The sequence below is a fragment of the Mycolicibacterium sp. lyk4-40-TYG-92 genome, from assembly GCF_030209435.1.
Taxonomy (GTDB): domain Bacteria; phylum Actinomycetota; class Actinomycetes; order Mycobacteriales; family Mycobacteriaceae; genus Mycobacterium.
The window spans coordinates 36,586-48,590 of sequence record NZ_JARVRX010000006.1 but is presented as its reverse complement, the minus strand read 5'-3'; the positions used below and the strand labels follow the sequence as shown (position 1 = coordinate 48,590).

The window sequence follows — 12,005 nt, the reverse complement described above, 5'->3', positions numbered from 1 at the left end:
CAAGTGCGCCGTGGATACCGGATCAACCCGGTAGCCCGGGTATCTCGACGCCGAATCCCCCCAACGGACTGCCCGGCCAGACGAAGTGGGTAATTTTGCCCAGTTCATTGACATAATGGCCGATTTGTAAAAAGCTGGATCTATGGCAGCCGCACGCTGTCGAGTAGTGTTACCGAGACCGCCGGTACCGCAAAATTACCGCGCAACCGTGATCGACTCAGGAGAGCCAGTATGCCCGCACCGTCAGCGCAGGTTTTCGATCGTCTGCGTCAACTGGCCGCCCTCGAGAACATCGACGCCAGGCCGACCCGCACCATCGACGAAGTCTTCACCGGCAAGCCGCTGACCACCATCCCGGTCGCGACCGCCGAGGATGCCGAGAAGGCGTTCGCCAAAGCGCGTGCCGCCCAGCGTGATTGGGTCAAGCGTCCGGTAGCCGAGCGGGCCGCGGTGATCGCGCGCTACCGCGACCTGGTCCTGGAGAACCGCGAGTTCCTGATGGACCTGCTGCAGGCCGAGGCCGGCAAGGCCCGCTGGGCGGCCCAGGAAGAGATCATCGACCTGTTCGCCAACGCCGACTACTACGCCAAGGTCGCCGCCAAGCTGCTCAAGCCCCGTCGCGTCGCGCCGCTGCTGCCGGGCCTGAACCGGACCACCGTCGCCTACCAGCCGAAGGGCGTCGTCGGCGTCATCTCGCCGTGGAACTACCCGATGACCCTGACGGCCTCCGACGCGGTGCCCGCCCTGCTCGCCGGCAACGCGGTGGTACTCAAGCCGGACAGCCAGACCCCGTACTGCGCGCTCGCCTGCGCCGAGCTGCTCTACCGCGCCGGTCTGCCGCGCGCGCTCTACGCCGTGGTTCCCGGGCCGGGCTCGGTGGTGGGCACCGCGATCGCCGAAAACTGCGACTACCTGATGTTCACCGGCTCCTCGGCCACCGGCAGCCACCTCGCCGAGCATGCCGGCCGTCGTCTCATCGGGTTCTCCGCCGAACTCGGCGGCAAGAACGCCATGATCGTCGCCCAGGGCGCCAACCTCGACAAGGTGGCCAAGGCCGCCACCCGCGCCTGCTTCTCCAACGCCGGTCAGTTGTGCATCTCGATCGAGCGTATCTACGTCGAGCGGGACATCGCCGACGAGTTCACCCGCAAGTTCGGCGACCAGGTGCGCAAGATGCAGCTCGGCACCGCCTACGACTTCAGCGTGGACATGGGCAGCCTGATCTCCGAGGGCCAGCTCAAGACCGTCTCCGGCCACGTCGACGACGCGAAGGTCAAGGGCGCCAAGGTGATTGCCGGTGGCAACGCCCGCCCGGACATCGGCCCGCTGTTCTACGAGCCGACCGTGCTCACCGACGTCACCCCCGACATGGAGTGCGCCAACAACGAGACCTTCGGTCCGCTGGTGTCGATCTACCCGGTCGCCGACGTCGACGAGGCCATCGCCAAGGCCAACGACACCGAGTACGGGCTCAACGCCAGCGTGTGGGCCGCCTCGATCGAGGAGGGCGAGCAGATCGCATCCCGCCTGCGGTCCGGCACTGTCAACGTCGACGAGGGCTATGCCCTGGCCTGGGGCAGCCTCGGCGCGCCCATGGGTGGCATGGGAATCTCCGGTGTGGGACGTCGGCACGGCGCTGAGGGCCTGCTGAAATACACCGAGTCCCAGACCATTTCGACGTCGAAGGTGCTCAACCTCGACCCGCCGTTCGGCCTGTCGAAGTCGCTGTGGCAGAAGTCGCTGGTGCCGATCGTGCGCGCAGTGACGAAGCTGCCCCGGCACTGACAGGCACCGAACCCGCCGTCACGGGGTGACGGCGGGTCGGCGGTAATGTGCGGCTATGACGCTGAACCTCACCGCTGACGAAGTGCTGACCTCCACCCGATCGGTGCGCAAGCGACTCGACTTCGAGAAGCCCGTGCCGCGCGAGGTGATCATGGAGTGCCTCGATCTGGCGCTGCAGGCGCCGACCGGATCCAACAACCAGGGCTGGCAGTTCGTCTTCGTCGAGGACGAGGCCAAGAAGAAGGCGCTGGCGGACATCTACCGCACCAACGGCACCCCGTACCTGGCGATGGACGCGCCGCAGCGTGGGGACATGCGTGACGACCGGGCCGGCGCGGTGAAGAGCTCGGCGGCGTATCTCAACGAGAACTTCGAGAAGGCGCCGGTTCTGATGATCCCGTGCCTGGAGGGGCGGCCCGACGGCGCCGAAGCCGGTATGCAGGCGTCGTACTGGGGCTCGATCCTGCCGGCGGCCTGGAGCTTCATGCTCGCGCTGCGCTCCCGCGGACTGGGCTCGGCATGGACGACGTTGCACCTGCTCGGCGACGGAGAGCGGCAGGCCGCCGAACTCCTGGGCATCCCGTTCGACCGCTACACGCAGGCCGGACTGTTCCCGATCGCCTACACCAAGGGCACCGATTTCAAGAAGGCCCAGCGGCTGCCGGCCGAGCAGCTCGCCCACTGGGACAGCTGGTGAGCTCAGGCGTCAGCTCGGTCAGATGCCCTCGGCGAAGCCGAGCTGACGCCACGCCTCGTACACCGCGACGGCCGCGGCGTTGGACAGGTTCAAGGACCGCCGCCCCGGGATCATCGGGATCCGGACCTGCTGGGTGATGTGTGGGTCGGCGAGGGTTTCGGCGTCCAGGCCGGTGGGCTCGGGCCCGAACATCAAAACGTCGTTCCCCTGATAGGCCACGTCGGCGAACGACGAATTCGCGTGCGCGGTAAAGGCGAACACCCGCGCCGGCAGGATTGCCTGCCACGCGGTCTGCAGGTCGGGGTGCACCGTCACCGACGCCAGATCGTGGTAGTCCAGCCCGGCGCGACGCAGCTTCGGCTCGGACAGGTCGAAGCCGAGCGGCTCGACCAGATGCAGCTCCGCGCCGGTGGCAGCGACCATCCGGATCGCATTGCCGGTGTTCGGCGCGATCCGGGGTGAGTAGAACAGCACCTTCAGTGCCACCCTGCCGCCTCTCTGTCTGGGTCTAGGTGGGGCCGAAGTAGGTTACTGTGCTGCTGCCGAATCGCTGACGCCATGGGGCAGCTGGTTCAGATCCGCGTGCGGCGACACCAGGGCGTCGAGTGCGGTCATACACAGGTCGACGGCCGCGTCACGAGAAAAACTCTGCAGCTCAAGCCATTCCAATGCCACTTCGCGGACCAGCGCCAGCCATCCGGACAGCGCCACCGACACCAGGTCGCGGCCGGACCCCGCGAGGTCCAAGGCGTCCAGCGCGTGGTCGCGCAGCCGGGTGAGCTCGAAGGTGATCGGGCTGCGCACTGCGGGGTCGGCGGCGATGGCGCTGCGATTGGCGATCATCATCAGCGTCAGGTTCTGCTCGTAGAAGGTGAAGTGCGCGACGAGCGCACCGCGGATCTGGGCCCGGACGGTGTCGACGGCGGTGAAGTGCGAGTCGTGGGCCAGTTTCTCGTGGGCTCGTGCCCAGAGCGCCGCGAACAGTTCCTTCTTGCTGGGGAAGTAGTGGTAGATCAGCGCCCGTGAGATTCCGGCCTGCGCCGCGATATCCTCCATCGCCACCTGCTCGAACGGCAGGACAGAGAAAGCCGCCATCCCGAGATCGAGGATCTGGTCCCGGCGTTGGTCGGGGGTCAGCCGGCTCCGTGCCATCTAGGCACTCTAAATCACCAATGGCCGCGCGCTTTTACCACACAACTGTGCAACACATAGGTCACGAACACTGTTCGTTGGATGTGAAGCATGGAAACGGCTGCTCATCGCTGTCATACTGCGACAGATTGCCAGGCGGATTTCCCGTGCCCGAGTGGGCTGATAATCCGGCGGGGAACACCAATATGAACCAAGCGCCTGTAACTGATTGCGGACCCATGGCCGGCGGGAAAGCCGAGTCGCGATGACTGCTGCGCAACAGTTTTCGGCAGCTGATCAGATCACCCGCGCGCCCGCGAAACGACCGTCGCGCTTCTCGCCGTCGAATTGGCCGGTCGCCTGGAAAGTTTTCGCCATCGCCTTTGTGCCTTTGGTACTCGCCGGCACGTTCGGCGGAATGCGTATCTATTCGGGCTGGACGGACGCTGCGGATTTGCGTCGTGCGGCGGACCGCGCCGAAATGGTGCCGGCCATCGAGAACTACATGGCGACGTTCGACGCCGCAATGTTGGCTACATCCACCGGCGGCGACGCGCAACAGGCGCTGAGCGCGTACGACGAGAGCAAACGACGTCTGCAGCACCGGTTGACGGAGACCGACGTCGCGACCGACGTCGGTACCGGCATCAAAACCCTGCTCGACGGTGGTCAGGGCCTGCTCAACAAGGTCGCCACCAACAGCGTCGGACTGCGCGAGCGCGTGACGTTGTACGCGCCGTTGCTGCTGACCGCCGAGGACACCATCACCGGTTCGGTACGCGTCGACGACGAGAAGATCCGCGCCCAGACGCAGGGCCTGAGCCGGGCCGTCGGCGCCCGCGGCCAGATGATGATGCAACAGCTGCTCGTCACCCTCGGCGGCGAGCTGCCGGACAACGAACTGCGCAGCTCGATGACCACCCTGGCGGGCACGGAGCCGTCGACGTTGTTCGGCATGAGCGAAGTGCTGGGTGTCGGTTCGCCCGAAGCGCAGAAGCTGGCCCAGGAAATGGTCAAGCGGATGTCGATGATGTCCGACCCGAATGTGCCGCTGGTCAACAATCCCGACCTGAGCCAGTCGATCCAGACCACCAGCGGCATCGCCGGCAAGCTGCTCGACAGCGTGTCCGCGAACGTCGTCTCGGCCGTCGACGATCAGGCCACCGCCAAGCGCACCGAAGCCATCCGCGATTCGGCCATCGTCGGTGCCGTGATGGTGCTGGCCCTGCTCATCGTGTTGTACATGGCGCGGACCCTCATCCGGCCGCTGCGGCGGCTACGTACCAGCGCCCTGAAGGTCGCCCACGAGGACCTGGTGCGCGAGCTCGACGAGGTCCGGTCCGGCGCCGACGTGACCGTCCGCCCGCTGCCGGTGCAGAGCACCGAGGAGATCGGGCAGGTTGCGCATGCCGTCGACGAGTTGCACGAACAGGCCGTGCTGCTGGCGGGCGAGCAGGCGCGGCTGCAGCTCCAGGTCAGCGACATGTTCGAGACGCTGTCGCGGCGCAGCCGGTCGCTCATCGACCAGCAGCTGACCGTCATCGACCAGCTGGAGCGTGACGAACAGGACCCGCAGCGCCTGGCCAAGCTGTTCCGGCTGGACCACCTGGCCGCGCGGATGCGACGCAACGGCGCCAACCTGCTGGTGCTGGCCGGCACCAACGTGCCGCACGAGCAGGGCGAGCCGGTGCCGGTGACCGATGTCATCAACGCTGCAGCCTCCGAGGTCGAGGACTACACCCGGGTGGTCATCGTCGCCGCCCCCGAGACCGAGATCCACGGTTCGATCGCAGGCGATCTGGTGCACATGATGGCCGAGCTGCTCGACAACGCATTGCGCTACTCGCCGCCGACTTCGGAGGTGCAGGTCTCCGCGGTGCATGCGCCCAACGGCGCACTGGTGATCGAGGTCAGCGACGGCGGTCTGGGCATGACCGAAGCCGATCTCCGCATGGCCAACAGCCGACTGCGCTCCGGTGGCGAGGTCAACACATACACCGCGCGGCATATGGGCCTGTTCGTGGTCGGCCGGCTGGCCACCCAGCACGGCCTGGTCGTCCGGCTGCGCGACACCGTCGAAGGAGATCCGGACTCGGGCACCACGGCCGGCATCTACGTCCCGGTCGAACTGCAGGCCGGGCTGCCGGCCATCCCTGACTTCGGCACCTACTGGGACGGCTCGTCGACCGCGGAGACCGGCGTGACCGACCTGCCTGGCCTCGGCCCCGACACCGGCGGGTTCGCGACGTTCGGCGCCATGGCCCCGCCCGTCGCGCAGCCCCCGGCGCCGCCGGTTCCATCGGTGGAACCGGCATTCGTCGAGGCCCGTAACGGCTTCCGTGCCGGTCCCGCCGGCACGGGCGACCTCAGCGGCGTCAACCTGCCGCAGCGCAATCCGGGAGCCAGCGGCATCGCCGGCCGCGCCGAGTCGCCCGTCGAGCGACCCGCGCAGGTGCCGACTGATACGTCGTCGTTCTTCGCGGCCCGGGCCCAGACGCCGCCCGCCGCGCCCGAGCCGGTGCGTCCCGCGCCTGAGCCGGTTCGTCCGGCGGCCCCGCCTGCGCCGCGCCCCACCCCGACGCCCCAGCCGAGCCCCACCGCCGGAAGTGAGGACGCCATCTACCAGAAGATGCTCTCGGAATGGCTGATCGACGACCCTACGCAATTGGCGAACAGCACCGACCTCGATTGGCAGACGGTATGGGACCAGGGTTGGTCGGCAGCGGCCGCCGCGCAGGACGCGCCGGTCGTCGAGCACACCGAGGCGGGCCTGCCGGTCCGTCAGCCCGGCGCCCGGCTGATCCCCGGCGCGCCTGACGAGGGCGCCCATCCCGAAGCCTCCGACGAGGGCGCACTGCGGCGGGATCCCGCCGCAGTGCGGGCCAGCATCAGCGGACACTTCGGCGGTGTGCACGCCGGCCGGTCGCAGTCCCGGGACACGGGAGGCCGGTGATGACACGTACGACTCAGCGCGAGTCGCTGGATTGGCTCGTCACGAAATTCGCCGACGAGGTCTCGGGAGTGGCGCACGCCATCCTGGTGTCGGCCGACGGTCTGCTGATGGCCGCGAGCTCGCGGATGCCCACCGAGCGTGCCGACCAGCTCGCCGCCGTCGCCTCCGGGCTGGCCAGTCTGGCCACCGGCGCCTCCCAGCTGTTCGACGGCGGGCACGTGCTGCAGTCCGTGGTCGAGATGGAGCACGGATACCTGCTGCTGATGCGCGTCGGTGACGGTTCGAACCTCGCGACGCTGGCAACCCGGTCGTGCGACATCGGCCAGATCGGCTACGAGATGGCGATCCTCGTCGAACGCGTCGGGACGGTCGTGCAATCCGCCCGCAGGACCCGATAGGGGACACCATGGAGCCGACATCTGACGCCTGGGAGTCCGCGTTCACCGCGGAGCAGCCCAGCCTGGTGCGGCCCTACACGCTGACGGCGGGCCGGACCACCACTGACATCGAGCTGCCCATGGAGGCGCCGATCTACCCGCTGGCAGCCGCCCCGGCGTCGCACTGGCCGGGCAACGATGTGCGCGGCGAAATTCTCAGACTCGGTTCCACCCGGCCCTCGGTGGCCGAGGTCGCGGCAAAGTTAGCAATACCACTCGGTGTTGCGCGTGTGCTGATCGGCGACCTCGTCACGCAGGGTTATCTTCAAGTACACGCCACGCTCGGCACCACGGCGAGCATCGACGACCGGCGTGACTTGATCGGGAGGACACTGCGTGGCCTACGGGCTCTCTAATCGGCACGCCCCCGCGTCGACGAAGATCGTCATCTCGGGCGGGTTCGGTGTCGGTAAGACGACGTTCGTCGGCGCGGTCTCCGAGATCATGCCGCTGCGCACCGAGGCCATCGTCACCAACGCCTCGGTCGGTGTCGACGCGCTCGCCGGTACCCCCGACAAGAACACCACCACGGTCGCCATGGACTTCGGCCGCATCACCCTCGCCGACGACCTGGTGCTCTACCTGTTCGGCACGCCAGGGCAGCGCCGGTTCTGGTTCATGTGGGACGACCTGGTGCGCGGCGCGATCGGCGCGATCATCCTGGTCGACGTCCGCCGGCTGCAGGACAGCTTCGCGGCCGTCGACTTCTTCGAGGCACGGGGTTTGCCGTTCATCATCGCCGTCAACGAATTCGACGGCGCACCAAGGCATCCCGGCCACGCGGTCCGCAAGGCACTGGCGCTGCCCGACAACATCCCGGTCGTCACCGTCGATGCGCGGCAGCGGCAGTCGGCGCGCGACGCACTGATCACCGTCACCGAATACGCGCTGACGAGGTTGGGCGCCCCGGCCTAACGCGTCAGGTCCCACTGGCCGTAGTCCGCGGCCAGGATGTCGTCCTCGTCGACGTGGTAGTCACCGATCATCGTGCCGGGGTCCGAGGCCGTCACCACCGTCGCCTGATACAGCACCGCCATCGGCGCTCGGGCACCACCGGACCAGGCCCTTGTCTGCCAGGCCCAGCGGTGTCCCGGCGTGGTGGAGCGGCCGATGACGCCGTCGTCGGCTGCCCAGGTGACCTGCCGGGCGCCGCCGTAGATACCGGTGCGCTGGACTCCGAGCACCGAATTGATGCCCTTGAACCATTGCAGTGCAACGTTTTTCCACGTGTCGGCGGAGATGTCCTCGTCGACGCTGAAGAAGATCGGCGCGGTGTCGGGCCCACCGGCTGCACCATGCAGGCTGAGCGCGGTGCGGGCATCGGCCACCCCGCCGTCGAAGCCGCGGGTGTAATCCGACGGGCTGTTCACCCAGCCCGGCTTGCCGTACTGGTAGACGCTGACGACGTGCAGACCCGCCGCGCGCAGTGCGTCGGTGTAGCCCCGGCTGACGGGCTTGAAGTCGAAGGCGGCGCCAGGCCGTAGTTCGGAGACGTAGACGATGACGCCGGTGTAGCCGGCCGCGACGACCTGGTCGACGGGCACTTGCAGATGTGTGAAGTCGATCAGTTTGCCGTTGTCGGCCAAGGCAATCGGGGTGCTCAGTGACGTCGCCAGTCCGGCTGCGGTCAGGGTGAGGAAACCTCGTCTCGACAGGCGGTCAGCGGGGCGTGCCATGTCTGCCATGGGGGCTATGGTACGAACTCGTGACGGTTCCCGACGAGCACTGGCAAGACACGGAATTCACCGGAGTCGTCTTTCGCGACGAGTACGACGGCGACCTGAGCCGGCTGCGCACCGAGCGGGTCGTTTTCACCGACTGCGACTTCAGCGGCGTCAACCTGACCGAGTCCGATCATTCCGGCTCGGCGTTCCGCAATTGCACCTTCCGGCGGACTTCGCTGGCGCACAGCACCTTCCGGCATTGCACCATGCTTGGGTCGACGTTCACCGAGTGCTCGCTGCGGCCCATCACCATGGTCGAGGTCGACCTGCGGCTGGCGGTGCTGGCCGGTTGCGATCTGCGTGCGGTGGACCTGACCGACTGCCGGCTGTCCGAGGCGTCGCTGGTCGGCACCGACCTGCGCAAGGCCGTCCTGCGCGCCGCCGATCTACGCGGCGCGCGGGTGCAGGACGCGAAGTTCGAACAGGCGGACCTGCGCGCGGCCCGGACCGATGCGACGTTCTGGACCACCGCCGCGGTGCGCGGTGCGCGAATCGATGTCGACCAGGCCATTGCCTACGCCGTTGCCCACGGCCTGGATTTGTCCAGCTAGCCCGTCAGTCAGCCTTCAGGCGAATCCGCCAGCGCACGAAGCCGAGATAGCACGCCGAGAGCAGCAGCAGGGCGCCGATGTCGATCCACCACGCGCCGGTGGTGTGATGCCAGAAGCTGTCATTGGGTAGCACCGGCTCGGGGACCAATCTGGTCAGATCGATGGTCGACGCCGACGATGCGAAGCCCCACCGCGCCGGGGTGAGCCAGGACAACTGATCGAGCACCACCCGGCCGGTGACCGGGATCAAGCCGCCGGAGAACACCAACTGGCTCATGACCGCCACGACCAGCAACGGCATGATCTGCTCGGCGGACTTGGCCAAACCGGACAACGCGAGGCCGGTCATGGCCGCAGCCACACACGTCATCGAGATGTCGACGAACATCTCGAGGCTGCGGCCCGGGATCACCGCACCATTGGTGACAGAGCCCGGACCCCAACCTTTGCCGATGATGGTGATGGCCACCACGATCGAGGACTGGACGACGGCGAATGCGGTGAACACCGCAACCTTGGCCGCGAGGTACGCGGTGGTCGAGAGGCCGACGGCCTGTTCCCGACGGAAGATCGCCCGCTCGCCGATCAGCGCGCGAATGGTCAGTGCCGTGCCCATGAAGATGGCACCGACGTTCATCATCACCAGGATCTGGCCCGGTTCGCTCGGCGCGGCGCCGAAATCAGGCGGGCCGGCCGCGAGCGGTTTACCGAAGCCCACACCGGACTTGTTCGGGCCGCCACCGGGCACCGAAAGCGACAGCACACCCATGATGAACGGCAAGAACAGCAGGAACGCGGTGTAGGCGCGGTCGGCCACCACCAGCCTCACCTGTCGCCGCGCGATGGTGGAGAACTGTCGCAGCAGCGACGTCTTCGCCGGCTCACCCAGATCAGCCGGTGTCGCCGCGGGCGGCTGCGGCGGCGGCGGGCCGGAGCGTTCCAGGAACTGTCGGTGCGCCGACTCCGGATCCCCGGCAACCGACGAGAAGATGTCGGCCCAGTTGGTGGTGCCCAGTTCGGGGCCGATCTGGCTCGGCGGACCGCAGAATGCCGTCATGCCGCCCGGTGCCAACAGCAGCACCTGATCGCAGACGTCCAGGTAGGTCAGCGAGTGCGTGACCACCAGAACCACACGACCGGCATCGGCCAGCTGGCGCAGCATCGTCATCACCTGGCGGTCGAGTGCCGGGTCCAGGCCCGAGGTCGGCTCATCCAGGATCAGCAACGACGGCCCGGTCAGCAGCTCCAGCGCCACCGAAGCACGCTTACGCTGACCGCCGGACAGCTTCGCCACCCGGGTGTCCAGGTGCTTCGTCATCTCGAGCTCTTCGAGCACCTGCATGACGACCTGCTCGCGGTCTTCCTTGGTGGTGTCCGGCGGCAGCCGCAGCTCGGCGGCGTACATCAGGGCTTGCCGGACGGTCAGATCACCGTGCACCACGTCGTCCTGCGGCACCATGCCGATTCGGGACCGCAGCGAGGCGTACTCGGCGTGGATGTCGTGGCCCTCGAAGGTGACGGTGCCACTGGTCGGATGGGTCAGGCCGGCGACCTGCTTGGAGAACGTCGACTTACCGGCGCCGGACGGGCCGATCACCGCGGTCAGCGTGCCGGGGCGGGCATCCAGCGAGATGTTGTTCAGCAGGGTCTTGTTGCCCTCGATGGTCCACGTCAGGCCGTGGACCTCGAGACCGCCGGTGCGGGTGTCGGCGGTGGTGACCGTGCGGCGGGCCAGAGTGCCGCCGCTGTAGACGAGGTCGACGTTACCGATGGTGACGGTGTCGCCGTCCCGCAGCATCGCCTCCTCGACCCGCTGGCCGTTGACGAAGGTGCCGTTGATGCTGCGGTTGTCGATGATCTGGGCGCCGCCGGCCGCAGACGGAATCAAGGTCGCGTGGTGCCGCGATGCCAGGACGTCGGGGATGACGATGTCGTTGTCGGTGCCGCGACCGATCTTGATGGCTCCGGCCGGCACCTCGGCGTTGCGGCCGGGCCGCAGGATCTTGAGCATCGTCGTGCCGAGGTTGTTCTCGCTGGGCCGCGCCACGGCGGTCGGCCCGAACTGGGTGGCCGGCGAGCTCGACTCGTCCGGAGCGACCCGCACCGGTGCCGGCCGGGACATCGGCGCCGACGGCGGCGCGTACTGCTGGGGTCCGGTCGGGTAGCGCGGTGGCGGCTGCTGGCCGTACTGCGGCTGCGGCCCGCTCGGATACTGCGGCTGCGGACCCGAGGGGGTGAACGTCTGAGGGCCGCTCGGGTAGCGCTGCTGGGCCGCCGACGGCGGCGTGTACGGCTGCTGGCTGGGCCAGGTCGCGCTGGGCCGGTGGTTGGTCGACGGCGTCGGGGTGACGGGCATGGACGTCGTCGGTGGCGTGCCGGCCGGGCCCTGGTGCTGGCCGACCTCGAAGGTCAGCAGCGGCCCGTCGGGGTTACCGATGTTCACCGCCGAGCCGTTGTGCAGGTCGGCGGCCGGGACACGCTGCCCGTTGACGTACATGCCGTTGAGGCTGCCGTTGTCGACGGCGACCCAGCGGCCGTGATCGAAACGCAGCATCAGGTGCGCGCGCGAGATCAGCGGGTGGGCGACACGGAAGTCGGCGCGCAGATCGCGGCCGACGACGACATCGTTTCCCGGGGCGAACGTGCGCGTGGTGGCGTCATGGCGAACGGTGAGCGCTGGCAGTGCGGCTGGTCCAGTCATCGAGGGCAACTCTATCCGTTGCCGGG

At 68.0% G+C, this 12,005-nt stretch carries 11 protein-coding genes; 7 read left to right on the top strand and 4 right to left on the bottom strand.

Features of this window, described 5'->3' with window-relative positions; all coding sequences use genetic code 11:
• The first annotated feature begins 231 nt into the window (after positions 1 to 231).
• Complete coding sequence (locus tag QRN63_RS11910) at positions 232 to 1,785, top strand: succinic semialdehyde dehydrogenase (protein ID WP_285030938.1); 1,554 nt, start codon at positions 232 to 234, stop codon at positions 1,783 to 1,785.
• A 55-nt stretch (positions 1,786 to 1,840) separates the two neighbouring features.
• On the top strand, positions 1,841 to 2,482 hold the full coding sequence (locus tag QRN63_RS11905) for a nitroreductase family protein (RefSeq protein WP_285030937.1): 642 nt from the start codon (positions 1,841 to 1,843) through the stop codon (positions 2,480 to 2,482).
• Between the two features lie 18 nt (positions 2,483 to 2,500).
• Here QRN63_RS11905 and QRN63_RS11900 read toward each other — a convergent pair whose 3' ends face one another.
• Positions 2,501 to 2,968, bottom strand: a complete 468-nt coding sequence (locus QRN63_RS11900) for a tRNA (cytidine(34)-2'-O)-methyltransferase (RefSeq protein WP_267318285.1) — start codon at positions 2,966 to 2,968, stop codon at positions 2,501 to 2,503.
• Positions 2,969 to 3,010: 42 nt separating this feature from the next.
• Positions 3,011 to 3,634, bottom strand: a complete 624-nt coding sequence (locus QRN63_RS11895) for a TetR/AcrR family transcriptional regulator (protein WP_267318284.1) — start codon at positions 3,632 to 3,634, stop codon at positions 3,011 to 3,013.
• A 244-nt stretch (positions 3,635 to 3,878) separates the two neighbouring features.
• Here QRN63_RS11895 and QRN63_RS11890 point away from each other — a divergent pair, with 244 nt between their 5' ends.
• From QRN63_RS11890 to QRN63_RS11875, 4 genes are read left to right on the top strand one after another with little or no spacing between them, the layout of a single operon-like run.
• The gene (locus tag QRN63_RS11890; protein ID WP_285030936.1) at positions 3,879 to 6,566 is read left to right on the top strand and encodes a sensor histidine kinase; all 2,688 of its coding nucleotides are present in this window, start codon (positions 3,879 to 3,881) and stop codon (positions 6,564 to 6,566) included.
• On the top strand, positions 6,566 to 6,964 hold the full coding sequence (locus QRN63_RS11885) for a roadblock/LC7 domain-containing protein (protein WP_061001428.1): 399 nt from the start codon (positions 6,566 to 6,568) through the stop codon (positions 6,962 to 6,964). The genes QRN63_RS11890 and QRN63_RS11885 overlap by 1 nt, the downstream gene beginning before the upstream one ends.
• A gap of 8 nt (positions 6,965 to 6,972) precedes the next feature.
• Positions 6,973 to 7,359 (top strand): DUF742 domain-containing protein, encoded by a 387-nt coding sequence (locus QRN63_RS11880; RefSeq protein WP_267318282.1) that lies wholly within the window; start codon positions 6,973 to 6,975, stop codon positions 7,357 to 7,359.
• Positions 7,340 to 7,918, top strand: a complete 579-nt coding sequence (locus QRN63_RS11875) for a GTP-binding protein (RefSeq protein WP_285030935.1) — start codon at positions 7,340 to 7,342, stop codon at positions 7,916 to 7,918. The genes QRN63_RS11880 and QRN63_RS11875 overlap by 20 nt, the downstream gene beginning before the upstream one ends.
• Here the strand turns inward: QRN63_RS11875 and QRN63_RS11870 are convergent.
• Complete coding sequence (locus QRN63_RS11870; protein ID WP_285030934.1) at positions 7,915 to 8,688, bottom strand: DUF1906 domain-containing protein; 774 nt, start codon at positions 8,686 to 8,688, stop codon at positions 7,915 to 7,917. The genes QRN63_RS11875 and QRN63_RS11870 overlap by 4 nt on opposite strands.
• Positions 8,689 to 8,708: 20 nt before the next feature.
• Between QRN63_RS11870 and QRN63_RS11865 the strand changes: the two genes are divergently transcribed.
• The gene (locus QRN63_RS11865) at positions 8,709 to 9,278 is read left to right on the top strand and encodes a pentapeptide repeat-containing protein (RefSeq protein WP_285030933.1); all 570 of its coding nucleotides are present in this window, start codon (positions 8,709 to 8,711) and stop codon (positions 9,276 to 9,278) included.
• Positions 9,279 to 9,282: 4 nt separating this feature from the next.
• Here the strand turns inward: QRN63_RS11865 and QRN63_RS11860 are convergent, their stop codons facing one another.
• Positions 9,283 to 11,979 carry an FHA domain-containing protein gene (locus QRN63_RS11860; protein ID WP_285030932.1) on the bottom strand — a complete coding sequence of 899 codons (2,697 nt, stop codon included), beginning with the start codon at positions 11,977 to 11,979 and terminating at the stop codon, positions 9,283 to 9,285.
• Between the last annotated feature and the right edge of the window lie 26 nt (positions 11,980 to 12,005).